This is a genomic window from Streptomyces yerevanensis (genome assembly GCF_000716805.1).
GTDB lineage: Bacteria > Actinomycetota > Actinomycetes > Streptomycetales > Streptomycetaceae > Streptomyces > Streptomyces flaveus.
In genome coordinates, this window is record NZ_JNWJ01000024.1 from 99,784 (window position 1) to 125,614 (window position 25,831).

The window sequence follows — 25,831 nt, forward strand, 5'->3', positions numbered from 1 at the left end:
GTCACTCGCGGACGGCAATACCCGTGACATGACATCATCCGATGAATAAGGGCAACTCTGCTGGAGATCGCCGTGATCCATAATTAGTTCCGCTCCGCACGCGCCGAGAGATCGGATGTATGGGGAGGTGCGCGCCGCCCGGTCAGGTCCTCGATCGCCCGGACATCGCGACGGCCTGCCTGCCGCGAAAGGGCCCGTCGGCGAGGCCGGCATCAGCAGCAGGAGTGGTGGATGTGTTCCTCCCGGTGCCACCAGAAGCGGTCGCGGGCCGGTTGCTGGGGCAGGTCGGGCAGGGCGGCGTTGTGGACGGCCGTCCGACTCCGCTTCGTATTGGCCGTCAGGTCCGCGACGGTGTGCGGGATGCCGCCGACGACGACCTGGCGTACGGCGGCCGCGGCCGCGATGTCCGTCGTCGGGTCGCCCTCGACCAGGACGAGGTCGGCGAGCTTGCCCGGCTCGACGGTGCCGAGCTGGTCGGACAGGCCCAGGGTGCGGGCGCCCTGGACGGTGGCGGAGCGCAGCGCCTCGTAGGGGCTGACGCCGTGGCGGACCATGGTCTGCAGGTTGAGGTGGTAGTAGACGCCGGGCGGGACGAGCGGGCTGTCGGTGCCGACGGCGACGTGGGCGCCCTGTTCGACCAGGCGGCGTACGGTCTCGCCGTGCCGGGCGACGAAGGCGAGTTCGGCGGTCGGCTCCTCGGCCAGCGCCGCCTCGATGCCCTCGCGCAGCTCCGCGTACTCGGCGGCGGTGAGCAGGGAGGTCAGCCGGGTGTCGTCCAGGGCCCACTCCGCGTAGCGGTAGAGGGCGGCCCGTACGGCGGACAGGCCGAGGCCGGACAGCCCGAAGGTGGGCGTGAACGCCATGCCGCTCGCGGCCAGCGGGCCGGTGACGTCCTGGTAACTGTGGCCGAGGTGAGTCTCCTTCTGGCGGCGGCCGTAGCGGCTGGTGCCGCCGATGTGCTCGACTCCGTCGGCGCCCAGGTCGAGCGGGCCGAACAGGTAGTGGGACGCCGTGCGCAGGCCGATCCGGTGGGCGGCCCGGACGGCTGTGCGCTGGAGGGCGTGGGGCAGCCGGACGTACGTCTTGACCATGTCGCGGGTGAGGTCGTCTGCGCGCAGCACGGACTGGGGGTGGGAGCGCCCGGACCGTGAGCGCCGCCGGGCCAGCGCCACCGTACGAACCACCAGGCCGTCCTGAGGATTGCTGACCGCACGGCACACTTCGGGTGCAGGCATCGAGATGCTGGTGATCGTGGACACCGCAGCGGTGGATGTCCGTGCGGCGATCGCGGCTGAACGGTCGCAGTCACTGCCGATGTGTCTCTCGGAGTCATGTCATACCGCTGAAATGTTGACCTGGGAGTCTGGCCCGACATGGGCAACCGCGTTCCGCATGCCAGGACGATGTCTTGCATTGACGCAAGGGCTCTGGCCCGCCATAGTGCTGCGAATACTCCTCGGGATCTGGTTCGGCAACCCGGTCCGGAAGAACCCGGAGCTGAAGCCGGACTGCTGTATTGGGGAGAACGGGATGAAGGCCGATGCCACCTCCGGTCTTGGCGGAGACTTCATGCTGGCTGTGTACCTGGACGGACAAGGCCGTGTTCCCGGGTATCGCAGCGGTCTCGGCTTTGGCCTGAGCGGCGCGATGCTGATGGAACTCGCTCTGGGCGGCTTCATTTACACCGTTGACGGATACATTGTCGCCGTCCATGGAGCACTGCCGCATGACCGGGCGCTCGGCGAGGTTCTCGTGCGGATCCGTTCCTCTCGCAAGCTGCGCACGACATCGCAGTGGGTCAGAGCCCTGAGCGCCGGTGCGCACAAGCGTCTGTCGGCCGGCTTGATCGCTGAGGGTGTCCTCGTTCGCACGCCGAGACGGTTGCCGTTGCCGGCCGGGTGGGCTCGTCGCTACGACGTCCTGCGCAGCGAAAGGCGGGATGCCGTGGTCCGGTCTCTTGGCGGTGCGGCCGATTCCTCCGAGCGCTCGGTCGCGCTGGCCGCACTGGCGAGTGCGTGCAGGGCCGCGTCGGGCGGTCGGGAGTGGAGCGAGTCCGAGGTGATGCTGCGATCCATGAACCCGGCCTGCGCCCAGATTCTCACTGCGGTTGCCGCCTGTGTGTGGCTCGCAGTGCTCTCTTCCTGGACCTGAACCCGCCGCCTGGTCCGTGTCGCCGTGCCGCGGCGGGAATCGGTGCGTCCGTCGGTCAGTGCGGTCGGCCGATCTCGCGGAAGTCCGACTTGCGGATCCTTGCGTGGACGCCCTTCACGTCGTCTACGACCTGGGAGACCGCGAAGTCGCCTGCCGCGCTGAGGTACGCCATCGCCAAATGGCGGTCGATGCCGTAGTCGGTCGCGAGCAGGTCCAGCGCGCAGCGCACGCAGTCGCGCATCGCCTCGTTCAGGTCCTTGTCCAGGCCGATCGGCACCAGGTAGTCGTCGGTCTCGGCGAACGGGGCGACGCGGCCGTGGCCGGGCCGCAGAGCCGCACCGCCGGGTACCACCTCGAGCTTGACGGTGGCGCGCAACGACGCCTCGAACGCGGTGAGGGCGACCTCGCCGTCGCCCTGGGCGAAGTGGGGGTCCCCGAAGTAGACCAGCGCGTCGTCGACCTGTATTGGCAGGAACAGCGTGGCGCCCTCGCCGAGCAGGGAGATGTCGATGTTGCCTCCGTGGCGCCCCGGCGGCACCGAGTGCGGCCGCTCGTCCCCGGGCACCGCCACACCCATCACGCCGAGGAATGGCCGCAGCGGGAAGCGCAGTGAGCCGCGGGAGGGGTCCGCCGGATCCACCGCCATCCGGCCCCAGGCGCCGTGGCGATCCGCGTGGGCCGTGGCGAAGGTGAACACGGGACCGGGCAGCGACGGCATCTCGCCGGGGAGTGCGCCGAAGCCGTGGCGTGCGGAGACCATGCCGTAGGGAACCCGCGGGGTGAGGCCGAGGACGGTGATGGCGAGCAGATCGCCGGGCCGGGCGCCGGCCACGGCGATCGGGCCGGTGACGAGGTGCGGCCCGTCGTCGTCGAAGTCGTGCGGCATACCGGAGTCCGCCACCTGCTGGGCGTCGTCGAGCACATGGCCGCCGCTGACGCCGTAACGGCCGAAGAACTGGGCGGGGTCGCGGCCCTGGTCCTCGAGAACTCCCTCGTGACTGAGCGTGTCGACCGTGACGACGGCGCCCGGTTGCACGACCGCGCACGGTGCGTCCGCCTCGCACGGAAGGCGACCCCACAGGGTGTTCCCGGGCGTGGCCGGGACGTAGGCCGTCGACGCGATCGCTCCGTGGCCTGGCTGGAGGATCGGGAAGCCGGTCGCGGCGATGTCGAGAAGGGGCGAGTCGATCGCAGTCATGGCCGACCTTTCATGGAGGGGAAGGGCTGGCCCGACGCTAGGAACGTTGCGTTGCCCCGGTGTTTCCGGTCGAGGTCCGTGCCGTAACGCTGTCTCGTATGGCAACATGGCATCTCGCATAAGTTGTTGTGGAGGAGACCCGGATGGACGTCGGCGACGTTGTTCTCATCGGCGGTGCCGGCCTTGTCGGCGGATTCGTCAACTCCATAGCCGGCGGTGGGTCGCTGCTCCTCTTCCCCGCCCTGGTCGCCGGCGGGCTGGGTACGGTGGCCGCCAACGTCACCAACTCCGTGGCGCTCTGGCCGGGCTACCTGGGCAATGTCGCGGCACTGCGGGGGTCTTCCCGCCCGTCTTCCGTGACGTCGCTGGCGGTCGTGTCCGCGGTGGGTGCCGCCGCCGGATGTGCGCTGCTGCTGCTCACTCCGTCGCGGGCCTTCTCGGTCGCGGTGCCGTTCCTTGTCCTCGGCGCCGCTGCCCTCCTCGCTTTCCAGCCCAAGTTGCGGGCACTGCTCGGCGCCGCTGACGGCGACCACCGCGGGAAGCTCTACGCCGGTACGCTCGCCGGCGCTGTCTACGGCGGTTACTTCGGAGGTGGGCTGGGAGTCATCCTGATGGCCCTGCTCGGCCTGACGCTGTCCGCTCCGCTGACCGAGGTGAGCGTCCTCAAGGGGACGTTGCAGCTGGTCGTTGCCACCGTGTCGCTCGTCGTGTTCGCGTTGCTCGGCCCTGTGCACTGGATGATCGCGCTCGTGGTCGCGCCGTCGTCCCTTGTTGGCGGAGTGCTCGGCGGTCGGCTGGCGACGAGGATGAGCGAGCCGGTGTTGCGTGCCGCCGTGGTCGGCTTCGGCGTGCTGGCCGGCGTCTGGCTGGGTATCCGCGCCTTCGGCTGACCCCAGCGCTACGAAGAGGGGTGGATCGTCAGGCCGTGCAGGCCAGCCACCGCGCGGGTCCAACGGTGAACGTCACGTCCGCTGTCGGACCCATGCGGCAGCCGGCCGCCGGCCGGGGGCGCACAGGCCGGAGACGGCTCAGAGGTCGAGGACGAGTCGGTCGCCCTGACACCGGCCGACACAGATCATCATCGTGCGCCCAGCAAGGCGTTCCTCGTCGCTGAGTACGGAGTCCCGGTGCTCCGGCGTCCCGGCGAGCACACGGGTCTCGCAGGCGCCGCAGTATCCCTTCTCGCAGTCGTAGGACAGGCCGCTCACGGCGTCGCGCAGGACCTCGATGAGGCGGCGGTCGGCCGGCACGGTGAGCGTGACTCCCGTGCGCGCGAGCTGGACCGCGAAGGTCCGGTTCTCCGCGGCGTCGAACGCCGTCTCGAGGTCGTCGCCGGCGGTGAAACGCTCCAGGTGCAGCCGGTCGGTGAGATCCAGGCGGGCGCACTCGCGCTCGACGGCCGCCAGCATCGGCGCCGGCCCGCACGCGTAGATGGCGGTGTCCGCGTCCAGCCCGCCCAGGACCCGGGGAAGGTCCGGCAGCCCGGTCTCGTCCTGCGGGAGCAGGGTGAGCGCGTCGCCGGCGACGGCGGAGAGCTTGTCGGCGAACGCCATCGTGGAGCGGGTGCGCCCGCCGTACACGACGGCGAAGGGCGTGCCGCGTCCGGCGGCCTCGCGGACCATGGCGAGGATGGGTGTGACGCCGATGCCGCCGGCGAGGAACAGGTAGGACGCCGCCGGCACGAGCGGGAAGTGGTTGCGTGGCCCGCGTACCGCGAAGGTGGCTCCCGGGCGGGCCAGTTCGTGGAGTTCGGCCGACCCGCCTCGGCCATCGGACTCGCGCAGGACGCCGATGCGCCACGTCGTGGCGTCGGCGGGGTCACCGCACAGCGAGTACTGACGCAGCCTGCCCGAGGGCAGACGCAGCTCGACGTGCGCGCCGGGTCGCCACGCGGGGAGTTCGCCTCCGTCCGGCAGGCCGAGGTCGACGGCGACGACGTCCTGCGCCGCCGCGCGCACCGCGGTCACCCGCAGCGGGGTGGGCGTGGTCAGCGCGCGGACCGAGCCTGCCGCCGCACTCGCCCGGAGACCGGGCGTGAAGACCGCCGGGACCGCGTCCCAGCCGGACTGGTTGCCGCGCGTCGGGTAGGGAACCAGCCCCTCCTCGATCACCCGGTAGTCGGGCAGCCGGGTCAGGACCTGCGTCATCATCGCGCGGAACATGGCTCGAGCGAGGTGCGCGCCGGCACAGCGGTGCGAGCCGATCCCGAAGCTGAGGTGCCGACTGGCGTCGCGGTCCAGCCGTACCTGCTCGGGGTCGGGGAACACCGCGGGGTCGTGGTTCGCGGCGACCCACGGGATCAGCACCCGGTCACCCGCGTGCATTGGGCAGCCGCCGACCTCGGCGTCCTGGGTGACCGTGCGCGCCATCGACTGCGACGGGGCGAACGCGCGGAGGAACTCCTCGGTCGCGGTGTCCAGCAGGTCGGGGGAGTCGATCAGCCTCTGGCGCTGCTCGGGATTGCGAGCGAGGTGGACGAGCGTCGATCCGGTCAGGGAGGTGGTGGTGTCGACGCCACCGGCGATGAGCAGGCCGATCACCGACACCAGCTCGTCCTCGCCGAACTCGCTGCCGTCGGCACGCCGGCCGGCCACCAGAGCGCTGACCGCGTCGGCCCGCGGCGCGGAGCGGCGCTCGGCGATCAGCTCGCGGATGCGCTGATCCATGTAGGCCAGCCCGGCGGCCCCGCGCACGGCGCGCTCGCTGCCGGCCGCCGCGGCGAAGATGTCGTGGATCGGCCCGGCCAGCTTCGCCCAGTCCTCCTCGGGGAAACCGAGCCAGTCCAGGGTCACCGCGGCCGGCAGCGGGTTGGTGAGGTCACGGACGAAGTCGCAGGAGCCGAGCTCGACGAAGTCGTCCACGACGCGCGCGGCGTGGCGTTCGATCATGGGCACCAGCCGCTCGATCGCCTCCGGGGTGAGCAGCGGGTTGATCAGGTGCCGGTACTCGGTCGACCGCGGCGGGTCGAGCTCGATCGGATACTGGTCGAGCCCCGGTCCCTTGGGGATGACGATGCCGACGCCCTGGCCGCCATGGTCGCTGCGGGCCGAGGAGAACGTCTCGTCGTCGCGGGCGATGCGGGCCACGTCGGCATACCGTGTCGTGTAGTTGAAACCGCCGTGGGCGGCAGCGCGGCCTACCGGGCAGGTCTCGCGGAAGCGCGCGTAGTACGCGATCGGATCGGCGTTGGCCTCGTCGGAGTGGTGATCGAAGTCGATGTCGGCGGACATGGTGGGCACGCTCCACGTGCTCGTGTCTTCTGCGCGGTGTTGTCCGGCCACGCCACCGGAATGTCTGGTGCCTCATCGGCGTCGGCCACACTAAGTGCTGCCGCCGTGTGGGACAACGTCTCTTGGACGACGTTCAGAAGGTCAGCACGGCTTTGCCGACCGAGCCGGACCGGACGGCCAAGACGGCCTCATTGATCTGCTCGAACGGGAAGTAGGTGATCATCTTCTCGACCGGAAACTGGCCCTTGGCGTTGAGCGCGAGCAGTTGGGGCAGGAACACCTGCGGCAGGCTCGACCCGGCGATGATGCCGGTGACGCTGCGCCCGTTGAGGATGCTGCGCCATTCGAAGCTCATCGACTCGTTCGCGCCGATGCCGATGACCCCGGCGCGACCGAGCGGCCCGAGCGACTCGACCGCGACGCGCAGGACGTCCTCGCGCCCGGTCGTGTCGATCACGAAGTCGAACCCCTCGGGGACGAGGGCGGCCAACTGCTCGGCGGCCGGTCCGGCCGAGGAGTCGGAGGAGTCGACGGTGTGCGTGGCGCCGAAGCCGCGGGCCGCCTCCAGCTTGGCCGGGTTCACGTCGACGGCGGCGACGATCGCGCAGCCGCTCAGCGAGGCGGCGATGACGGCAGCCACGCCGACAGCCCCCACCCCGAAAATCGCGATCGACGAGCCGGGGCGGGGCTGCAGCACATTGAGCACGCCACCGGCGCCGGTCTGGAAGCCGCAGCCGAAGGGTCCGGCCCGCAGCAGGTCCAACGACGGGTCGATCTTGACGACCGCCCGCTCCGGTGCGACGACGTGGCTCGCGAACGACGACTGGCCGAGGAAGTGGGCGTTGACCTCGCGCCCCTCATGGGTCACCGCGGTGGAGCCGTCGGGCCGGCGGCCGGAGAAGTTCACCGCGTCGAAGCTCCGGCAGTAGGCGGGCGAGCCGGTGCGGCAGAGCGTGCACGTGCCGCACGACGCGAAGGACATGGTGACGGTGTCGCCCGGACGCAGGGAGGTGACGTGTGCGCCGACCTTCTCGACGACGCCCGACCCCTCGTGCCCGAGCAGCGCCGGCGTGGGGAAGAAGGTGGCGAACTCGAGGTCGGTGCCGCAGATGCCGACGCCGGCGACGCGGACCAGCACCTCGTCGGGGCGGGGTTCGTCCAGGTCCACCTCGGTCAAAACGAAGGGCTGTCCGGGTTGCTCCAGCAGAGCGGCGGTGGCGCGCACAGGATCTCCTCGATGACTCACATCGCGAGATCGCATATTGACATGCGTGACATGGAGGGTCAAGGTTCACCTATGGCGGCTGTTGACTTCCCTTCTTCCCAGCACTTCATCGACGGCGAGTGGGTCGCTGCCCGCGACGGCGGCACCCTGGACATCCTCGATCCGGCCTCCCAACAGGTGATCACCAAGGTGGCGCTGTCGGGCGGAGCCGATGTCGACGACGCGGTCGCCGCGGCGCGCCGCGCCTTCCCTGCCTGGGCGGCGACCAGCCCCACCGAGCGCGGGGCACTGATCCGGAGCTGGGCCGACCTGATCCTCGCCGACGTCGAGGCGCTGGCGGCCGTCGAGGCGAGGGACGTGGGCAAGCCACTGTCCGGGGGCCGGACGAACATCTACATCGCCCACGACATCATCAACTACTTCGCTGGCGCGGCCGACAAGCTCACCGGGGTCACGCTGCCCACCCGCAGCCCCGACTACCTGGGCTACACGGTTCCCGAGCCGTACGGCGTGTGCGCCGTCGTCATCCCGTGGAACGTGCCTGCCGTGCTCATGGCCGCGAACGTCGCGCCGGCGCTCGCCGCGGGCAACTCGGTCGTCCTCAAGCCGTCCGAGATCGCGCCGCTGGCCCCGTTCGCCCTCGCTGAACTAGCCCGCCACGCCGGCTTCCCGCCAGGAGTGATCAACGTCGTCGCGGGCGGCCCCGAGGCGGGCGTCGCGCTGACCTCGCACCCGGACGTCGACCACATCAGCTTCGTCGGCTCCACCGTCACCGGGCGGGCGATCATGACGGCCGCCGCACAGAACCTCGTACCGGTGAAACTGGAGCTCGGCGGCAAGTCGCCGAACGTGCTGTTCGCCGACGCCGACCTCGACACGGTGATCGAGGCGGTCGTCGCCTCGATCACCGAGAACGCGGGACAGAACTGCTATGCCGGTTCCCGGCTGCTCGTGGAGGGCTCGGTGCACGACGAGGTCGTGGAGCGGGTCGCCGCCGCCATGGCCGCCGTCAAGACCGGACCCTGGGAAGCCGACCTGGACATGGGGCCGCTGGTCAGCGCCGCGCAGTTCGCCCGCGTCAGCGGCTTCCTCGAGGACGCGCCTCGCGAGGGGGCGCGGCTGGTCACCGGGGGCGCGCCCACCGGCGAGGGGTGGTTCGTCCAGCCGACCGTGTACGACCGTGTGGACGCGGGCATGCGCGTCGCCCGCGAGGAGGTCTTCGGCCCGGTTCTCGCCGTCCAGTCGTTCCGCGACTCCGCCGAGGCGACCGAGTTGATGAACGCGACGGACTTCGGCCTGCTGGCCTGCATCTGGACCAACGACGTCTCCCGGGCCCTGCGGCTGGCGAAGGATGTCCGCTCGGGGCAGGTGGCGGTCAACCAGTTCCACGACGCGGGAGTGATCGGCTTCCCGTTCAACATGCAGAAGGACAGCGGCTTCAGCCGGGGCGGCGGGTACGGAGCGCTGCGCGAGTACACCCAGGAGAAGGGCGTGGCCATCCGGCTGCTGGCCCGCTGAGACTCGACATCATGGGAACCGTCGCCGGAGCGCGGTCCGGATCGGCCCGGGAGAGGGTGGGGCCGGACGCCGAACCCGCCGTGCTGGAGCGGGAATTGACCGAGGCCGTGCTTGCCGGCGCCGCGCGCTCGGACGTGCTCCGGGCGCTTGGCCGGGCGACCGGCGGGCATGTACGCCTGCTGTCCGCAGAGGGCGTGCCGCTGGCGTCCACCGACGGCGGCTCAGGACTGCCGGCCACGGTGGCGGACGGCGTGCTCGCGGGTGTGGCCGGACCGGTGGTCGACACGCTCGACGGACTGCGGGCCACGGCGCTGCCCGTGCGTGCAGGGGCGACAGTGGCCGGTGTGCTGCTGACCGTCGGTCCCGGCGATCCGCACGTGCAGGCGCTGGCCGGTGCCGCCGTCACCGCGCTGCTCATCGACGCCGTGCGCGGAGGGGACGGCTCCGCCGAGGTCTCACCGCAGCACACACCGGCCGACGTCGTCGCCGCGCTGCGGTCCGGGACGGTGTGCCCCTCGGTGTACGCGGCGGCCGCGCACCTGGGGATCGATCTGCAGCGACCGCCGGCCGGTGCCGTACTGCACTACAGCGGCTCCCGCTTGCGCGCCTGGTCCACCGCCCTCACCTGGCTGGAACACCCTGTGCAGCAGGAGGCGCGCACGGCGTGGACGGTGGTGCCCGGCGAGGTCGTGCTCGCCCGCCTGCAAAGCCGGCTGCGCCTCATGACCGGCGACGAGTCCGCCGGTGACCACGTCGTCGCGGCGAGTGGCTCCCACCCCGACTCAACCGTAGGTCTGGCCCGGTCCTTCACCGAGGCCGAACGGCTGCTCGGCCTGGCCCGCACCCGGCGCGTCCCGCTGCTCACCTTCGGTGGCTGCGGGGTGGTCCAGGTGCTGCTGCCCCTTCCGCGCGTGGAGCTCGAGGCGTACGCCGAGGCTCACCTCGGGCCGATCCGGCAGCGTCCGGAGCTGATGGCGACTCTGCGTGCCTGGCTGGCCGAGCGGGGCAGCCGGCAAAGCGTCTCCGAACAGCTCCATCTCCACCGCAACTCGGTGGGTTACCGGGTTCGCCAGATCAAAACTCTCCTCGGCACGGACCCCCTGCTTCCGGCCGCCTCGGCGCAGTTGCACCTGGCGCTCGCGGCGCTTGACCTGCTCGCCGCCGACGACCAGCGGTTGCGCGACGACGACGAGCCGGCTTCCGCCGGACACTGAACCGCCCTTCGCTGTGCCGCCGGGAGCGCGCGGCGCATGCGTCTGCACCGGCTTCCAGCCCGCCGCTTTCTGCGCCGTGAGCCTTACGACTGGGCGAAACGTCGACGAAACCAAGTTGTTCCATCGGAGCGTTGACAGCGCTGGTCGGCATAGGCAGAGTGGCCTCACAATACGTTCCACCGCCTCGCAATGCGAGACGGCTGAGGTGAGGAGGGCCGCGGTGCGAGCGATGGTGCAGACCGATTTCGGGGGAACCGAAGTCGTGTCCCTGCAGGAGGTCCCGGAGCCGGTATGCGGCGCGCGCGACGTCGTCGTCGTCGAGGTCGCGTACTGCGGGCTGAACCGCCTGGACCTGCTGCAGCGCAGAGGGCCGGGCCTGATCCCCGGCTTCCGCCTTCCGCACGTACCGGGCATGGACTTCGCCGGAACGGTGGTGGCGACCGGATCCGCAGTCAGCTCGGTCGTCCCCGGCGACCGAGTCATCGCCGATCCCACCCAGGGCTGCGGCAATTGCCCGCGCTGCTCGGTGGGCGATCGTGCGTACTGCGTCAGCCCGCGCATCCTCGGCGGCAACATCCCCGGCGCTCTCGCCGAATACGTCCTGGCATCTGCAGAATCGATCGTCCGGGTCCCCCAGTCCCTGCCGCTCGCCGCAGCGGTCACCCTGCCCACCGCCTTCGCGACGGCGTGGCACGCGGTGCACACCGTCGGGGCACTGGACGCCGGTGAGACCCTCGTCGTGCACGCGGCCGCGAGTCCCGTCAGCCTGGCGGCCATCGCGCTGGCCAAACAGGCCGGCGCCTCGGTCGTCGCGTTCGCGGGCAGCGAGGCGAAGCTCGCAGCGGCCCGCGCGGCCGGCGCGGACCTGGCGCTGCGCAACGACGACCCGGACCCGGCGAAAGCGGTGTCGGCCTTCACCGATGGCGCCGGAGCGGACCTGGTCCTGGACCACGTCGGCACCGACACCTGGCGCACCTCACTGGACTGCCTCGGCATCCGTGGACGTCTGCTGCTGCTGGGCAACACCAGCGGCGACCAGGTGTCGTTCTCGCTCCAAGAGGTCTTCCACCGCGGCCTGAAACTGCTGGGCGCCGGCGGCTACACCTCGGCCGACTTCGTCGCCGCCACGTCAGCCTGCTTCGCCGACGGCCTGCACCTGCCTACCGCCGCCCTGTTCCCGCTCGGGGATCTCGCCGACGCCTGGGACGTGCTCGCCGCCCGCGACACCATCGGCAAGGTCGTGATCGCACCATGACCGACCTACTGATCGTGGGCGGCGACATCATCACCATGGACCCAGCGCGGCGAGTCCTCACCGGTGCGACGGTCGCCGTGTCCGGGGACAGCATCGCCGCGCTCGGCACGGCCGAGGACCTGCGCGCCCGCTTCCCGGGTGCACAGGAGATCGACGCGTCGGGCTGTGTCGTGATCCCGGGCCTCGTCGACGCCCACCAGCACACGACCGTCGACCCCCTCGTGCGCAGCACGATCCCGGATCACATCAGCTCGCAGGAGTCGATCTTCGACTGGATCGTCCCGCTGCACGCCCACGCCGACGGTGACGACGACGAACTGGCCGCGACGATCACCGCCGTCGAGTGCCTGTCCCGGGGCATCACCACTGTGCTGGAGCCGGGCACGGTGGCCCACCCGGAACGGGTCGCCGCAGGGCTGGTCGCCGCGGGTATCCGCGCGCGGGTCGGCGGCTGGGGCTGGGACGTCGAGGGCGTGCCGTTCGGCGCCCCCGCCGACGAGGTACTCGCCCGGCAGGAGGAGATCGTACGGGCCCTGCCGGCCACTGGGCCGGTCACCGGGTGGGTGACGCTGGTGGGCCACGACCTCGCGAGCGACGAGCTCTTCGCCGGAGCGGCGGGCCTGGCCGAGCGCCTCGACACCGGACTGACCTGGCACGTCTCGCCGGGACCCGCCGACGTCGAGGCCTACGCCAAGCGCTGCGGGCGCCGGCCCGTGGTCCACTTCGGCGAACTGGGAGTACTCGGCCCGCGCCTGCTGCTGGGGCACGCCGTGTGGCTCGACGACGCGGAGGTCGACGCGATCCTCGAGACCCGTACCGCGGTCGCCGCCTGCCCGGGGGCCTACCTGCGTCTCGCCCAGGGATACACCCGCGCCTCGCGCCACGCCGAACTCGTGCGCCGGGGCGGCCGGGTGGCACTGGGCTGCGACGCCCACAACGCCGGCGACGCCCCGGACGTCCTCCTGGCCGCCTACCTGTTCGCCGGCCTCGAACGCGACCGTGACCTGCCCGACCCGATCCGCGCCGAGCAGGCGTTCGCCCTCGCGACGGTCGACGGCGCCGAGGCGGTCGGGCTGGGCGAGCGGACCGGCTCCCTCGAGGTCGGCAAGGCCGCCGACCTCGTCGTACTCGACACCAACGACCCGGCCTGGATGCCCCGCGGCGACCTGGCCCGCCAGCTCGTATGGGGCCACGTATCGCGCACCGTCCGTGACGTGCTGGTCGACGGCCGCGTGGTCGTCCGCGACCGGCAGCCGACCGGCATCGACCTCGCCGCCGTCGCCGAGGCCGCCGCCGAGCGATCCGCCGCCCTCCTGCGGCGCGCCGGCCTCACGCTCCGCCCGACCTGGCCGACACGGCCGGCGGGCACCCCGTAAAGGAGACCATCCGTTGAACGTCATCCACATGGCCGGACGCTCCCCGGCCCACAAACAGGGCCTGCTCTCGCAACTCGTGGTACCGCGGCCGATCGCGATGATCACCACACTCGACCCGGACGGAGGGGTCAACGTCGCGCCGTACAGCTACTACATGCCGGTCAGCGGCGAACCGCCGCTGATCGCGGTCACCATCGGCGCCCAGCGGGAGGCGACTTCGCAGCCGAAGGACACCTGGCTCAACATCGAGCGCACGGGTGAGTTCGTCGTCAACGTCACCACCGCCGAGATCGCCGAACACATCGAGGCGGTGGCCCGCGAGTACCCCCGCGGCGTCAGCGAGATGGACGTCGCCGACTGGCGGTCGGTGCCCTCACAGGTCGTCGACACGCCGTCGCTGGCCGACAGCCCCGCGCACCTGGAGTGCCGTGTGCACGAGGTGATCGACCGTGGCGACCACACGTCCTGCTTCTCGGGCGTGCACATCCTGCTCGCCGAGGTCGTCTGCATCACCACCGACGACTCGATCATGTCCGCCCCGGACCGCATCGACCCCACCCAGGTCCGAGCAGTCGGGCGGATGGGTTTCCCGTGGTTCGTCACCGCCGGTGAGGAGTCCATCTTCCACCAGGAGCGGATCGCCTACGCCGAACTCGGCCGGGCCGACACGTCCGCCAACTGACCCCACCCCCCTCTTTTTTGCCACCGCCTCTACATGGCGGTACCACCCAGCGAATGGAACGCACATGACCGCAAGAAGCTCGCTTCGGCGTGGCAGGGCCCCGCTCGGCCTCGCCCTCGCCCTCACCGGAGCCCTCGCGCTCTCCGGCTGCGCCAGCAACGAGGCGACGGCAGCCAAGACGACCCCCGCGGCGAGCGGCACCGGCGGCTCGGGCCTCAACGAGCCCGACGTCAACGGTGACGGCAAGGTCGTCATAGGTGTCCTCAGCCCCGGCGACATCAACGACCGCGGCTACTACGAGAGTTTCGTCGACTCGGCCGACGCCTTCGCCAAGGAAAAGGGCTGGACGGTCATCAAGCGCGGCAGCGTGCCCGCGAGCGACGCGCTCAGTGCCGCACGCGCGCTGTGCCAGCAGAAGGTCGACATGGTCGCGCTCGCCGCCAGCGAGCTCAAGGCCGCCATCCCGGCCTCCGAGGAGCCGGTCTGCGCCAAGACCGCGTGGTACGTGCCGTCGTCGGCGAACATCGACCAGACCCCGCGGATCATGCTGTCCTCCGACAACCCCAACCAGTCGATGCTCGCCGCCGGCTACGCCGCGGGCCTGAAGATGAAGGCGGCCGGCTACACCAAGGCCGGGTTCGTCACCGGCATCAAGGCCGACTTCAGTGTCCTGGGAGCCAAGGCCTTCCTGGCCGGGATCCGGGAGGTTGTCCCCAAGGCCACCCTGGTGAGCACCTACACCGGTGACTTCAACGACTCGGCGAAGGCCAAGGAGGCCATCCAGGCCCAGATCAGCCAGGGTGCCAAGGTCATCTACCCCTACCTCGGGGGCGCGACCGACGCCGCGGCGCAGGTGGCGAACGCCAAGGGGGTGCTGACCCTCACCCCGGGCACCGACCGGTGCGACTCGACCAGCCCGAAGTTCGACATCTCGGTGATCTTCAGCCCGGGTGACTACTTCCGCGCCGCGCTGGAGGACTTCGCCAAGGACGACCTGAAGATGGGCACGCCGCGCGTGTGGCAGCTGGGCGTCGACCCCTACCCGACCGTCAAGATCTGCAAGGGCCAGGGCGACGAGGACCAGCAGCTGGCGGAGTTCATGAAGAAGATCGGCAGCAAGGAGATCGACCCTGAGGCCGAGGTCAAGCGCCTCGGCTGACCGTGCCGACACCGACCCAGGAGATTCACACGCGATGACACCGACGACCTCAGCGGCTCGGATCCTCGAGCTGCGTGGCATCACCAAGTCCTACGGGTCCGTCACGGCCTGCGACGCCGTGGACCTCACCGTCGACGCCGGCGAGATCCACGGTCTCCTGGGCGAGAACGGGGCGGGCAAGTCCAGTCTCATGAAGGTCCTGCTCGGGCTGATCCGACGCGACGCCGGCACCGTTCTGGTGCGCGGTGAACAGGTCGCGCTGGACAGCCCGCAGGAAGCGGCCGAGCTGGGCATCGGCATGGTGCACCAGCATTTCAGCCTCATCAGCGGGCTCACCGTGTGGGAGAACGTCGCGCTCGGCGACACCGGCGCGGTGAACAAGCAGGCCATCTGCGCGGACATCGCCGAGGTCGCCGCACGGTACGGGCTGCCGGTCGACCCCGAGGCGCGCGTCGATGCGCTCTCGGCGGGCGAGCGGCAGCGCGTCGAAGTGGTCAAGTGTCTGCGGCGCAACCCTCAGATCCTGATCCTGGACGAGCCCACCTCGGTGCTGACCCAGGCCGAGTCGCAGGAACTGTTCGCCGTGCTCGGCCGGGTGGTGCAGGAGGAGGGGCGCGCTGTCATCCTCATCAGCCACAAGCTCGCCGAGATCGTGCAGGCCACCGACCGGGTGACGGTCCTGCGTAAGGGCCGGGTCGCGTTCCGGGCGGTCACCGCCGAGACCACGGCGCCGGAACTGGCCCGCCAGATGGTGGGCCGGGACGTGTCGCTGCACGACGAGGCCGCCGCCCTCGGCCTGCTGCCGGTGCAGAAGACACGTACTGCCGAAGGCGGGGCGCACGACCGGCAGCCGCCCGTCCTGCGCCTCGCCGGACTCACCGTCGAAAAAGGCGGGGTGAAGGTTCTCGAAGGAGTCGATCTGACCGTGGGCGAGGGCGAGATCTGCGCCCTCTACGGCGTTGAGGGCAGCGGCCAGGCGGTGCTCGGCGAGGTCCTGGCCGGGCTGCTCGTGCCGACTGCCGGCACCGTCGAGGTCGCCGGGCGCCGGGTCGACGTGAGTCGGCCCGGCGCGCTCGGGAAGGCCGGTCTGGGCATCGTGCCGGAGGACCGCCACCAAAGCGGCGTCGTCCTGGACATGAGTGTCACCGAAAACCTGACGATGAAGTCGCTCGACAAACTCAGCGGCCGGTTCCTGATGCGCCGACGCGCGATGCTCGCCGAGGCCCGTCGCCTCGCCGACGAGTTCAACATCATCGCTCCCTCGCTCGACGCGCCGGTGCGCAGCCTGTCCGGAGGCAACCAGCAGCGCGTCGTGCTCGCCCGGGAACTGTCCGGTCACACCAGCGTCCTGGTAGCGGCGCAGCCCACCCACGGGCTGGACGTCGGCGCCATCGAGGACATGTACGCCCGGCTGCGCCAGGCCGCCGCGGAAGGCGTCGGAGTGCTGCTCATCTCCACCGAACTCGAGGAAGTCATGGCCCTTGCGACCTGGATCGCGGTGATCTCGTCCGGGCGGATCACCGGAGCACTCCCCGTCTCGGAGGCGACCCCCGAGCGACTGGGCATGCTGGTCGGCGGTGAGGCCGCATGAGTGCCGCCTCCCTGACGAACGGGGACGACCTCGCCCGGCGCTTCCTCGCCCGGCTTCGGCCCGGGCGCGGTGGCTGGATGACGGCGGGCCTGACCGCCATGCTGGTCGCCGTCGCCGCGGGCGCCTCCGCGCTGCTGCTCGTGCTGACCGGTGGTTCGCCGAGTGCTTCGGCGGACGCGATATGGACCGGGAGTCTGGCCGACGCCACGGGATGGACGACGACGCTGCTCAACGCGGCGCCTCTGCTGCTGGTCGCGGTCGGTGCGTGCATCTGCGCGTCGGCCGGAACCTTCAACATCGGCCAGGAGGGGCAGGTCCTCATCGGCGGCCTGATCGGAGCCTGGGTCGGGCTGCGGCTGGCCCTGCCCGGCCCGATGCTGGTCGTCGTGGTGCTGATCGCCGCGGCGGTCGGCGGTGGCGCCTGGGCCGCGCTCAGCGCTCTGATGCTCCGCCTGCGCGGCGTCAACGTTCCGGTGAGCACCCTGCTGATGACGTTCCTCGCCATCCAGCTCGTCACGTTCGCGGTCAGCACGCCCTGGCTGCAGGAGAGCGCGCAGGGCTCCTCGGGCATCGCCGACGCGGCGTCCAACCCCCTGCCGGCCAACGCCCAGCTCGGCGGCTTCGGGCAGTACCCATCGGTGCGGTGGAACATTGGCCTGTTCATCGCCCTCATCGCTGCGGCCGGCGTCGCTGTGATCCTCACCCGCAGCCGGTGGGGCTTTCGGGTGCGCATGCTCGGACTGAATCCGCTGACGGCCAAGCACACCGGTGTGCGGGTGGCCGCGCTCGGCGGTTTCACCCTGGCACTGTCCGGCGCCTTCGCCGGGCTGGCCGGCGGATTGTTGCTGGTCAGCCCGGTCGGCACCAACCGCCTGCAGGCCGGGCTCTCGGACAACTTCGGCTGGGACGGCCTGCTCGTCGCGCTCGTCGCACGCAACCGGCCCCTGGTCGCGATCCCGGTGTCGCTGGTGTTCGCCGTGCTGCGTGCGGGCGGCGATTTCCTCTCGGCCACGGGCGTGCCGTACTACCTCGTCGATGTCGTCAAAGCACTGCTGGTCCTCGCGTTCGTCGCCCCGCCCGTACTCATCGATCTCTTCAGCAGGCGTCGCGGTGCCACCCCGCAGGCGGTGCCCGACCTGTCCGTCGTCCCGACCAAGGTGAAGGCAGCCGCGTGAGCGTTCTGGACAGCACCACCACCATTCTCGCCAGCGGTGTCCGGCTGACCGTGCCCCTGGCGTTCGCCGCCTGCGGTGAGTACGTGGCCGAGCGCGCCGGCACCATGAACATCTCCGTCGAGGCGATGATGCTCGGCGCCGCGTTCACCTCCATCGCCACCGCCAGCGCGACCGGCAGCGCCACCGCCGGCCTCGTGGCCGGCGTCATGACCGGCCTCGTCCTCGGCTTCGTGCACGGCAACTTCTCCCACCGGGCGCAGATCAACACCTTCGTCGTCGGCCTTGTGCTGAACGCGCTGGTGCTCGGGCTGACGAGCTACCTGATCACGACGAACGAGTTCGTCTCGCACCAGGTCGGGATGCTGTCGATCCCGCTGCTGCAGGACATCCCGCTCATCGGCAAGCCGCTGTTCTCCGAACGCTGGCCCGCCTTCCTGCTGATCCTGCTGGTGCCGCTCACCTGGTGGTTGGTGGAGCGCAGCCGCTGGGGTCTGGAACTGCGGGCGGTGGGGGAGAACCCGCAGGCCGCCGACGTCACGGGCATCAAGGTGAACGTGCGGCGCCGACAGGCTCTGCTGTGGTGCGGCGCACTGGCCGGTCTCGGTGGCGCGTACCTCGCGGTCGGCGAAGTCGGATCGTTCAACCAGAACATGACCGCCGGGCGCGGATACATCGTCATCGCAGCGGTGATCTTCGGGGCGTGGCGGCTCGGCCGGACCATGCTCGGCTGTTTGGTGTTCGGTCTCTCCGACGCGATGCGCCTGGCGCTCCCGGCGCTCGGCGTCACCCTCAACGCCCAGCTGCTCGTCGCGGCCCCGTATCTGCTGGCCCTCCTGGCCATGCTGCTGTTCACCACTCAGCACCGGGAGCCCGGCGCACTCGGCCGGCCCTTCGAGCGCGGGTCGACGTGACGGCCGGGACCCGGCGAGCACGGACGCCGGCTCCGCGAAGACGCGGGGCCGGCATCCGGGTACGGGTACAGGTACGCCGGTGTCGCCGCCCGGCGTCGGCCCGTCGTGGGTGCGCGACCCCGCCGTCAGCGGCGGCGCAGCGCCGCGGTCTCCAGCGCCGGCGGCGTGTAACCGACGTCGAGCGGGTTGAGCACGCTGCCCGGCGCGACGAGTGCGTCGATCCGGTCCAGCGCCTCGGCCGACAGCGGCCGGTCCACCGCGGTGAGCTGCGACAGGAGCTGGTCGTGGGTGCGCGCGCCCATCACGGCCGAGGTGACGCCGGGATGGGCGAGCACGAACCGCAGCGCCAGCTCGACGAGTGTGCAGCCCTCATCGGCGGCCAAGCGCACGAGTTCCTCGACGACGGCGAGCTTGCGCTCGCGCATCTGCTCGTCGGCGAAGTCGAAGTGGTCGCTGTTTCGCAGCGCGCGCGAGTCCGCCGCAGCTTCGGCACCGGCCCGGTACTTGCCCGTCAGCCAGCCGCCGTTGAGAGGGCTCCAGACCATGACGCCCATACGGTGCCGTTGCGCGGTGGGCAGAGCCGCGGCCTCCGCGTGCCGGGCGAGGATCGAATACGACAGCTGCTCCACGGTGAACCGCTCGCGGCCACCGCGCCGCGCCGCCCACTGTGCCTCCACGATCTCCTCGGCCGGGAAGCTCGAGGTGCCGATCGCCCGCACCTTGCCCGCCCGCACCAGGTCGCTGAGCGCACCGAGGGTCTCCTCGACGTCGGTGTGGGGATCCGGGCGGTGGACGAGGTACACGTCCAGGTGGTCCGTCCCGAGCCGTCGCAGGCTGTCCTCCACGGCACGTGTGATCCACAGCCGGGAGGTGCCGCCCCGGTTGCGGTCGAGCGGGCCGGCGGGCATCCGGCTCGCGACCTTCGACACCAGGACGACGTCGTCGCGCCGTCCCTTCAGCGCCCGGCCGATGATCTCCTCCGACTCGCCGAAGGCGTACACGTCGGCGGTGTCGATGATGTTGACCCCGGCGTCCAGCGCCGTCGCCACCATGCGGTGGCACTCCGCCTCGTCGGTGTTGCCCCAGGCGCCGAACATCATCGACCCCAGGCACAGCTGACTCACCTCGATGCCCGTCCCACCCAGAATCCGGTAGTGCACGCTTGCCCTCGTCTCCCAGCGGACGCCCTGTCGCTGTCTTCTCGCAGGCTCGCACGGCGGCAGGCCGGAATCCGATGTCGCGCGGGGCCAGCATCCCTGGCCTGCGTGTTGTGTCCGCAGCACATCGACCCGCGAGTGCGGGCGCACCTAGGCTCAAAAGAAATCCGAACCACTCACCATGGAGGTACCGTGGCCACCGGTCTCACCTCGGCACGCTGGACTCACGTCGCGCTGCCGACCGGCGATCTCGACAAGGCGATCGCGTTCTACACCACACTGACTCCGCTGGTCGTGGTCGAGCGGTTCAAGGACGCCGACGGCGAGAGCGTCTGGCTCTCCAACGACCAGCAGGCCGAGACGCCGTTCGTGCTCGTCCTGGTGTCGTTCAACAAGGACAAGGGCAATCAGCTGGGCCTGCTGCACCCGTTCGCGCACCTCGGCATCGAGGTGCCGACGCGGGAGGACGTCGACGCGCTCGCGGACCGGGCCCGCGAGCTCGGCTGCCTGCACTGGGAGCCCCGGCAGATGCCCGAGCCCGTCGGCTACATCTGCGCTCTGAAGGATCCCGACGGCAACGTCGTCGAGATCTCCCACGACCAGCGGGTGTTCGACTCGGTCCGGGCGAAGTGGGGTTCGTCCTGAAGGACACCCGCGCCGCCGTCGAGACCTACCTCGCGGCGCTGAACGCGCACGACGCTGACGCCGTGGCCGCCTGCGTGGCCGAGGACTTCGTCAACGAGCACACGTCGTCGACGGGACAGAGCCGCAGGGGTCGCGCCGAGTACCGCGCCGCGCTGACCGGGTTCCTCGAGAACTTCGGGGACCTGCACTACGTCCCCGAGTGCATCCTGGTCGACGGCGAGTCGGCCGCGGTGCCGTACGTCATGACGTTCCGGATGCGTTCGGCGGGCGACCGCCCCGTACGCGTGCGCGGCGTCTTCATGTTCACCGTCGCCGGCGGCCTCATCACGCGCCGCACGGACTACTGGGACAGCGGCGAGGTGCAGCGGCAGCTCGCGTGACACCCCCGGCCGACGGCCCCGAATCACCCGGCCGACAGCCCCGAATCATCCCATGACACCCCGTCCACCCCTCGTGCGGACGGGGTGTCGACCTATGCGCACCCCGAACATCCATATCGCTTCGCATGACGCCATCTCGTATCGCTTGACACTGTGCCGTCTCGCATTGAAAGATGCCGTCATGCGACTGGTAACAACACAGGTCGGCCTGGGCCGGATCGAGGACGGGGCCATCGCCCTGCTGGACACGGCTTTTCCGCACGTCGGCGCGGTCCTCGAGCAGGACGGCTCGCTGCAGGGCCTGGCGTCCTGCGCGGTGCGTCGGCGGATCCCGCTCGACCAGGCCACGCTGTTGGCGCCGCTGGGCCGTCCCCGCGCGGTGTGGGGTGTCGGACTCAACTACGTGTCGAAGGCGGCCCGGGCCGGCCGGGGACTGCCCGAGCAGCCGATCCTGTACCTGGCCGCGTCGTCCGGCGTCCTGGCACCCGGCGCGCAGGCGGTGATCCCGCGCGCCGCGACCGAACCCGACTACGAAGGGGAGATCGCGGTCGTCGTCGGGCGCCGGCTGTACCAGGCGTCCGAGTCGGAGATCTGGCCCGCGATCGCCGGCATCACCGCGGCCAACGACATGACGGCACGTGACGTCATGCGCACCACGGCGGTGCCGGCCCTCGCCAAGAGCTTCCCAGGGTTCACGCCGCTCGGCGCCTCGATCTGCACCCCCGACGACCTCGCCGACCGCGACGCCATCCGCGTACGGACCCGGGTCAACGGCGAACTCGTACAGGACGACACGAGCACCGGGATGATCTTCGCGGTCACCGACCTGCTCAGCCGGCTGTCGTGGTTCACCGCCCTCGAACCCGGCGACGTCGTCCTCACCGGAACCCCGGCCGGCACCGGCCAGGACCGCGCGTGCTTCCTTGCCGACGGCGACGAGGTACGGGTCGAGGTGGACGGCGTGCTGTCCCTCGTCACCCACATCGTGCGTCCCACGGACGCCTCACCGCACGACCACCGGCTGACCGAACCGGTCAGCTGACCGCCCCTCACCCTGGAGCACACACCGATGCCCAACTCCTCCCCGTCGTCCTACGACCTCGTCCTGGCCGGCGGCACCGTCATCGATCCGGCGTCGGGCACCCACGCCCGGCTCGACGTGGCGGTCACCGGTGACCGCATCGCCGCGATCGGGGAAGGGCTGGCGGCGGGCGCGGCCCGCACGATCGACGTCACCGGCTCCACCGTGTTGCCGGGCCTCGTCGAGGGCCACACCCACATCTTCCAGTACGTCTCCGCCGTCGGCGCCCCCGCCGAGGAGGCCCACCTGCGGCGCGGTGTCGTCGCCGCGGCGGACGCCGGCACGGCCGGCGCCTCCACGTTCGCGGCCTTCCGCAAGCTGGTGGTCGAGGCGAACCCGCTGCGCATCGTCAACTTCCTCAACGTCTCGGTGCTCGGCCTGATCGACTTCAGGTTCGGCGAGCTGCTCAACCCCGACACCCTGGTCCCCGAGGACGCGCTCGCGACCGCCGAGGCCCACCCCGACATCGTGCGCGGCTTCAAGATCCGCCTGTCCGAGGACGTCGTCGGCGAGAACTGGGAGTCGCTGCTGAAGAAGTCCGTGGCGCTGGCCGAACAGGCGTCCCTCCCGCTGATGGTGCACATCGGCGAGACCGAGGAGCCGGTGCCCGTCGTCCTGGACTACCTGCGCCCCGGCGACATCGTGGCGCACTGCTACACCGGCAAGCCGAACGGCATCCTCGACGGCGACCAGGTGCACCCCGCAGTCATGGCGGCCCGCGAGCGCGGCGTGCTGTTCGACTCCGCCCACGGCAAGAGCAACCTCAGCTTCGAGGTGGCGCGCCGGGCGATCGCCGACGGATTCCTGCCCGACATCCTCAGCTCCGACACCAGCGCCCGCAACTGGCGCGGCCCGGTGTTCGACCTGCTCACCAGCATCTCCAAGCTGGTCGCGCTCGGCGCGCCGCTGGAGGAGTGCATCCGGCGGGCCACCGTCGCCCCCGCACAGCTGCTCGGGCTCGACACCGAGGGCTACGGGCGCCTGGCGGTCGGCGGGCGGGCCGATGTCACGGTCGTCACCTGGACCGACGAGGTCACCCTGCCCGACGCCGCGGGCAACACGATCGTCGCGCCGCGCCTGGAGCCGACCGTCGTGCTGCACGGCGGCGCCGAGGTCGACATCGTGCCGTGGCGCGGTCTGCCGGCGGCGTGACACGCCCGCCCGTCCAGGGGAGGACACGATGAGCGTCGGTGACGTCCACCTGCTGCGGCGCCGACTGCGCGCGGTCCTGGCCACCGGGCGACCCGCCGTCGGTACGTTCGTCAAGCTGGCGTCGCCCGACGTGGTGGAACTGGCCGCGGCGGCAGGGTTCGCGTTCGTGGTCGTCGACCTCGAACACTCCACCCTCACCGAGCAGAACGCCGTCGACCTGGTGCGCCACGCGCACGCGTGCGGCCTGCCGGCCCTGGTCCGGGTTCCCGAGGTGGACGCCGCCGTCGTCAACCGGCTGCTGGAGGCCGGGGCGGTGGGGATCCAGCTGTCCATGCTCACCCGCGTCGCCCAGGCCGAGGCACTCGTGGCGGCGACCCGGTTCGCGCCCGCCGGCCGCCGCTCGGTCAGCCTGGCCAACCGGGCCGCCCGCTTCGGCGCACTCCCGCTGGCCGCCTTCCTCCGCGCCGAGGAGGACGACCCGCCGGTGCTGGTGGGCCAGATCGAGACGGCGGTGACCGATCCTCTGCCGGATCTGGTCGCCGCCCTCGACGTGTGCTTCGTCGGCAGTACCGACCTCGCCGTCGACCTGGGCCTGCCGGCTGACCCGGAGGTGCTGCGCGCCGCGGTGGACCGCGTGCGCGAGGCCGCCCGCTCGGCGGCGGTGGCGTTCGGCGGCTGGGTGCCGGCCCGGGGTGCCGCAGCGGACCTGGGCCTGAGTGACGCCGACTACCTGGTCGTCGGCTCGGACCTGCAGATGTTGGCGGCCGCCCTGCGCGCGGCCGCCGGAGAGGAAAACCAGTGACCACACGCAACGCGGCGCTGTTCCACACCGTCCTCAACTGGGACGAGCTGCCGGTGACCCAGGTGCGTCCGGGAGTCCGGCGTCGCGTCTACGCGACGGACGAGATGATGATCTGCCACCACGAACTCGACGTCGGTATGACGCTCAACCCGCACCGGCACGAGGACTTCGACCAGCTGGTCCATATCGCCGAAGGGCGTGCGAACTACTACGTGGACGGTGTCGCGCACGACATGCGTGCGGGGTCGTTCCTGCTGGTTCCCCGCGGCAGCGAGCACTACGTGGAGCCGACCGAGGCCCCCTGCGTGAACATCGACTTCTTCGTCCCGCCGCGGGCCGACCTGCTTCCCTGACCGAAGGGCCGGCTTGCTGCGGCACCCGGGGCGTGCGGTAACCGATGCCGGGACGGATCGACCCGCTCACCAACCGCCCCGCCACATCCGTCGCCGGGTTTTCGACGGCATCGGCTTCGACACGTCCGCCCAGCTCACCCACACCCGAGTCACCTACCGGGAGGCCTGTCACCCATGACCCGCATCGTCGTGCTCGGAAGCACGAACATGGACCTCGTCGCGTACGTCGACAAGGCCCCGCAGCGCGGAGAGACCGTCAACGGACGCGAGTTCCGTACGGTCCCGGGCGGCAAGGGCGCCAACCAGGCGGTGGCCGCGGCCCGCGCGGGCGGCACGGTGTCGATGATCGGGGCGGTGGGCGCCGACGCCTTCGGCACCCGGTTGCGGGCCGCGCTCGAGGAGTCGGGCGTGCACACCGGCCTGCTACGCACCACAGAAGGCCCCTCCGGTACCGCACACATCGTCGTCGACGACGAGGGTGGCAACGCGATCGTCGTCATCCCCGGCGCCAACGGCACCGTCACCGCCCTCACCCCCGGCGACGAGGCTCTCATCGCGCTCGCGGACTGTCTGCTGCTCCAGCTGGAGATCCCTGTGGAGGGAGTCCTGGCCGCTGCGGAGGCCGCGCGTCGGCACGGCGTACGCACCGTCCTGACTCCCTCGCCCGCCCAGCCCCTGCCCGCCGGGCTGCTCGCCGCCACCGACCTCCTCATACCGAACGAGCACGAGGCCGCCGCGCTCACCGGCATCGGCGACCCGTACCAGGCGGCAGACGCCCTGCTGGACCAGGTACGGGAGGTGGTGATCACACTGGGCTCGGCGGGCAGTCTCTACGCCGCCCGGGGCGCCGAGAAGATCACAGTCCCCGCGCCGCACGTGACCGCCGTGGACTCGACCGGCGCAGGTGACACGTTCGTGGGCACCCTTTCCTTGGCGCTCGGTGAGGGCCGGCCGATGCCGGACGCGCTCGCCTGGGCATCGGCCGCGGCCGCGCTCTCCGTCCAGCGGCCGGGGGCCTCGGCCGCCATGCCGTACCGCACCGAGATCGACGAACTCGCCGCGCAGGCACACAAGGGCCCCCCAACACATCAAGCACCGGACGCGGCAAGGCGGCAGGCACAGGCGCGGATGAAGCAGGCGAAACACCTCTCCTGAACGTCGACCTCGGACCCTCTTCGCGGGACCCGCCGGCCACCCCCCGGATACGCCTCCTGACTCCGGACTCTTCTGCCGGCCAGATCGCCCCCCGACACTCCGGATCCGTGAAAGAAGGCTGATCATGGCCCCATCGACGACCAGCGCCGTCACCTTGGACATCAACGGCGAGAGGTACGCGCTGTGCGTCGACCACCGCACCACCGTGCTCGACGTCCTGCGTGAGCGCCTCGATCTGACCGGCACCAAGAAGGGCTGCGACCAGGGGCAGTGCGGTGCCTGCACCGTTCTGCTCGATGGTCGCCGGACTGTGGCCTGCCTTCAGCTCGCGGTGGCCGCCGAGGGGCGCGAGATCACCACCATCGAAGGCGTCGCCGAGGGCGAGCAACTGCACCCCGTACAGCAGGCGTTCCTCGATCTC

Annotated in this window: 24 protein-coding genes; 19 read left to right on the forward strand and 5 right to left on the reverse strand. The window is 71.1% G+C overall.

What is annotated here, in order from left to right; genetic code table 11:
- Nucleotides 1-212: 212 nt before the first annotated feature.
- Nucleotides 213-1,235, reverse strand: coding sequence for an amidohydrolase family protein (locus OP79_RS24750; RefSeq protein ID WP_078491994.1), 1,023 nt, complete (start codon nucleotides 1,233-1,235; stop codon nucleotides 213-215).
- A gap of 4 nt (nucleotides 1,236-1,239) precedes the next feature.
- On the opposite strand from OP79_RS24750, the gene OP79_RS24755 reads away from it, so the two are divergent.
- Complete coding sequence (locus tag OP79_RS24755) at nucleotides 1,240-2,151, forward strand: GOLPH3/VPS74 family protein (RefSeq protein WP_078491986.1); 912 nt, start codon at nucleotides 1,240-1,242, stop codon at nucleotides 2,149-2,151.
- 55 nt (nucleotides 2,152-2,206) lie between these two features.
- Here OP79_RS24755 and OP79_RS24760 read toward each other — a convergent pair whose 3' ends face one another.
- Nucleotides 2,207-3,349 (reverse strand): acetamidase/formamidase family protein, encoded by a 1,143-nt coding sequence (locus tag OP79_RS24760; protein ID WP_051744885.1) that lies wholly within the window; start codon nucleotides 3,347-3,349, stop codon nucleotides 2,207-2,209.
- Between the two features lie 143 nt (nucleotides 3,350-3,492).
- Here OP79_RS24760 and OP79_RS24765 point away from each other — a divergent pair, with 143 nt between their 5' ends.
- The gene (locus tag OP79_RS24765) at nucleotides 3,493-4,239 is read left to right on the forward strand and encodes a sulfite exporter TauE/SafE family protein (protein WP_033322957.1); all 747 of its coding nucleotides are present in this window, start codon (nucleotides 3,493-3,495) and stop codon (nucleotides 4,237-4,239) included.
- Nucleotides 4,240-4,377: 138 nt separating this feature from the next.
- On the opposite strand, the gene OP79_RS24770 is transcribed toward OP79_RS24765, so the two are convergent.
- Entirely contained in the window at nucleotides 4,378-6,579 is a 2,202-nt protein-coding gene (locus OP79_RS24770; RefSeq protein WP_051744886.1) for a cytochrome P450/oxidoreductase, read from the reverse strand.
- A gap of 133 nt (nucleotides 6,580-6,712) precedes the next feature.
- Nucleotides 6,713-7,804: an NAD(P)-dependent alcohol dehydrogenase gene (locus tag OP79_RS24775; protein ID WP_033322959.1), complete on the reverse strand. Its 1,092-nt coding sequence runs from the start codon at nucleotides 7,802-7,804 to the stop codon at nucleotides 6,713-6,715.
- A gap of 72 nt (nucleotides 7,805-7,876) precedes the next feature.
- On the opposite strand from OP79_RS24775, the gene OP79_RS24780 reads away from it, so the two are divergent.
- The 9 genes from OP79_RS24780 to OP79_RS24820 all read left to right on the forward strand — a co-directional run bounded on the left by OP79_RS24780 (nucleotide 7,877) and on the right by OP79_RS24820 (nucleotide 18,685).
- Entirely contained in the window at nucleotides 7,877-9,322 is a 1,446-nt protein-coding gene (locus OP79_RS24780) for an aldehyde dehydrogenase family protein (RefSeq protein WP_033322962.1), read from the forward strand.
- Between the two features lie 11 nt (nucleotides 9,323-9,333).
- Complete coding sequence (locus OP79_RS24785) at nucleotides 9,334-10,536, forward strand: PucR family transcriptional regulator (RefSeq protein ID WP_033322964.1); 1,203 nt, start codon at nucleotides 9,334-9,336, stop codon at nucleotides 10,534-10,536.
- A 229-nt stretch (nucleotides 10,537-10,765) separates the two neighbouring features.
- Nucleotides 10,766-11,791: an alcohol dehydrogenase catalytic domain-containing protein gene (locus OP79_RS24790; RefSeq protein ID WP_106972471.1), complete on the forward strand. Its 1,026-nt coding sequence runs from the start codon at nucleotides 10,766-10,768 to the stop codon at nucleotides 11,789-11,791.
- On the forward strand, nucleotides 11,788-13,167 hold the full coding sequence (locus tag OP79_RS24795) for an amidohydrolase family protein (RefSeq protein WP_033322968.1): 1,380 nt from the start codon (nucleotides 11,788-11,790) through the stop codon (nucleotides 13,165-13,167). Before OP79_RS24790 ends, OP79_RS24795 begins: the two co-directional genes overlap by 4 nt.
- Before the next feature lie 13 nt (nucleotides 13,168-13,180).
- Complete coding sequence (locus OP79_RS50550) at nucleotides 13,181-13,849, forward strand: flavin reductase family protein (RefSeq protein ID WP_051744887.1); 669 nt, start codon at nucleotides 13,181-13,183, stop codon at nucleotides 13,847-13,849.
- A gap of 64 nt (nucleotides 13,850-13,913) precedes the next feature.
- Nucleotides 13,914-15,008: a BMP family ABC transporter substrate-binding protein gene (locus OP79_RS24805; protein WP_033322970.1), complete on the forward strand. Its 1,095-nt coding sequence runs from the start codon at nucleotides 13,914-13,916 to the stop codon at nucleotides 15,006-15,008.
- A gap of 34 nt (nucleotides 15,009-15,042) precedes the next feature.
- Nucleotides 15,043-16,599, forward strand: a complete 1,557-nt coding sequence (locus OP79_RS24810) for an ABC transporter ATP-binding protein (RefSeq protein WP_033322972.1) — start codon at nucleotides 15,043-15,045, stop codon at nucleotides 16,597-16,599.
- Nucleotides 16,596-17,774, forward strand: coding sequence for an ABC transporter permease (locus tag OP79_RS24815; protein WP_063741987.1), 1,179 nt, complete (start codon nucleotides 16,596-16,598; stop codon nucleotides 17,772-17,774). The genes OP79_RS24810 and OP79_RS24815 overlap by 4 nt, the downstream gene beginning before the upstream one ends.
- The gene (locus OP79_RS24820; protein WP_033322974.1) at nucleotides 17,771-18,685 is read left to right on the forward strand and encodes an ABC transporter permease; all 915 of its coding nucleotides are present in this window, start codon (nucleotides 17,771-17,773) and stop codon (nucleotides 18,683-18,685) included. Before OP79_RS24815 ends, OP79_RS24820 begins: the two co-directional genes overlap by 4 nt.
- 125 nt (nucleotides 18,686-18,810) lie before the next feature.
- Here the strand turns inward: OP79_RS24820 and OP79_RS24825 are convergent, their stop codons facing one another.
- On the reverse strand, nucleotides 18,811-19,845 hold the full coding sequence (locus OP79_RS24825; protein WP_033322975.1) for an aldo/keto reductase: 1,035 nt from the start codon (nucleotides 19,843-19,845) through the stop codon (nucleotides 18,811-18,813).
- A 189-nt stretch (nucleotides 19,846-20,034) separates the two neighbouring features.
- On the opposite strand from OP79_RS24825, the gene OP79_RS56445 reads away from it, so the two are divergent.
- The 8 genes from OP79_RS56445 to OP79_RS24865 form a co-directional block, all read left to right on the forward strand.
- A complete protein-coding gene (locus OP79_RS56445) occupies nucleotides 20,035-20,487 on the forward strand; it encodes a VOC family protein (RefSeq protein WP_033322977.1) in 453 nt (150 codons plus the stop codon).
- Complete coding sequence (locus tag OP79_RS56450; RefSeq protein ID WP_051744888.1) at nucleotides 20,472-20,867, forward strand: nuclear transport factor 2 family protein; 396 nt, start codon at nucleotides 20,472-20,474, stop codon at nucleotides 20,865-20,867. Before OP79_RS56445 ends, OP79_RS56450 begins: the two co-directional genes overlap by 16 nt.
- A gap of 181 nt (nucleotides 20,868-21,048) precedes the next feature.
- Entirely contained in the window at nucleotides 21,049-21,909 is an 861-nt protein-coding gene (locus tag OP79_RS24840; protein ID WP_051744889.1) for a fumarylacetoacetate hydrolase family protein, read from the forward strand.
- Nucleotides 21,910-21,936: 27 nt separating this feature from the next.
- Nucleotides 21,937-23,100, forward strand: a complete 1,164-nt coding sequence (locus OP79_RS24845; RefSeq protein ID WP_033322979.1) for an amidohydrolase family protein — start codon at nucleotides 21,937-21,939, stop codon at nucleotides 23,098-23,100.
- A 28-nt stretch (nucleotides 23,101-23,128) separates the two neighbouring features.
- A complete protein-coding gene (locus tag OP79_RS24850; RefSeq protein WP_033322981.1) occupies nucleotides 23,129-23,902 on the forward strand; it encodes an HpcH/HpaI aldolase family protein in 774 nt (257 codons plus the stop codon).
- Nucleotides 23,899-24,255 (forward strand): cupin domain-containing protein, encoded by a 357-nt coding sequence (locus OP79_RS24855; protein WP_051744890.1) that lies wholly within the window; start codon nucleotides 23,899-23,901, stop codon nucleotides 24,253-24,255. The genes OP79_RS24850 and OP79_RS24855 overlap by 4 nt, the downstream gene beginning before the upstream one ends.
- 174 nt (nucleotides 24,256-24,429) lie before the next feature.
- Nucleotides 24,430-25,410: a ribokinase gene (gene rbsK, locus OP79_RS24860; RefSeq protein ID WP_078491989.1), complete on the forward strand. Its 981-nt coding sequence runs from the start codon at nucleotides 24,430-24,432 to the stop codon at nucleotides 25,408-25,410.
- Nucleotides 25,411-25,534: 124 nt separating this feature from the next.
- The coding region (locus OP79_RS24865) for a (2Fe-2S)-binding protein (RefSeq protein WP_033322983.1) at nucleotides 25,535-25,831 on the forward strand (297 nt) is incomplete at its 3' end.

Excerpts from the sequence above, each read along its gene's own strand:
- OP79_RS24750 (WP_078491994.1), bottom strand. The coding sequence starts at position 1,235 with ATGCCTGCACCCGAAGTGTGCCGTGCGGTCAGCAATCCTCAGGACGGC.
- OP79_RS24755 (WP_078491986.1), top strand. The coding sequence starts at position 1,240 with ATGCTGGTGATCGTGGACACCGCAGCGGTGGATGTCCGTGCGGCGATC.
- OP79_RS24760 (WP_051744885.1), bottom strand. The coding sequence starts at position 3,349 with ATGACTGCGATCGACTCGCCCCTTCTCGACATCGCCGCGACCGGCTTC.
- OP79_RS24765 (WP_033322957.1), top strand. The coding sequence starts at position 3,493 with ATGGACGTCGGCGACGTTGTTCTCATCGGCGGTGCCGGCCTTGTCGGC.
- OP79_RS24770 (WP_051744886.1), bottom strand. The coding sequence starts at position 6,579 with ATGTCCGCCGACATCGACTTCGATCACCACTCCGACGAGGCCAACGCC.
- OP79_RS24780 (WP_033322962.1), top strand. The coding sequence starts at position 7,877 with ATGGCGGCTGTTGACTTCCCTTCTTCCCAGCACTTCATCGACGGCGAG.
- OP79_RS24785 (WP_033322964.1), top strand. The coding sequence starts at position 9,334 with ATGGGAACCGTCGCCGGAGCGCGGTCCGGATCGGCCCGGGAGAGGGTG.
- OP79_RS24790 (WP_106972471.1), top strand. The coding sequence starts at position 10,766 with ATGGTGCAGACCGATTTCGGGGGAACCGAAGTCGTGTCCCTGCAGGAG.
- OP79_RS24795 (WP_033322968.1), top strand. The coding sequence starts at position 11,788 with ATGACCGACCTACTGATCGTGGGCGGCGACATCATCACCATGGACCCA.
- OP79_RS24805 (WP_033322970.1), top strand. The coding sequence starts at position 13,914 with ATGACCGCAAGAAGCTCGCTTCGGCGTGGCAGGGCCCCGCTCGGCCTC.
- OP79_RS24810 (WP_033322972.1), top strand. The coding sequence starts at position 15,043 with ATGACACCGACGACCTCAGCGGCTCGGATCCTCGAGCTGCGTGGCATC.
- OP79_RS24815 (WP_063741987.1), top strand. The coding sequence starts at position 16,596 with ATGAGTGCCGCCTCCCTGACGAACGGGGACGACCTCGCCCGGCGCTTC.
- OP79_RS24840 (WP_051744889.1), top strand. The coding sequence starts at position 21,049 with ATGCGACTGGTAACAACACAGGTCGGCCTGGGCCGGATCGAGGACGGG.
- OP79_RS24845 (WP_033322979.1), top strand. The coding sequence starts at position 21,937 with ATGCCCAACTCCTCCCCGTCGTCCTACGACCTCGTCCTGGCCGGCGGC.
- OP79_RS24850 (WP_033322981.1), top strand. The coding sequence starts at position 23,129 with ATGAGCGTCGGTGACGTCCACCTGCTGCGGCGCCGACTGCGCGCGGTC.
- rbsK (WP_078491989.1), top strand. The coding sequence starts at position 24,430 with ATGACCCGCATCGTCGTGCTCGGAAGCACGAACATGGACCTCGTCGCG.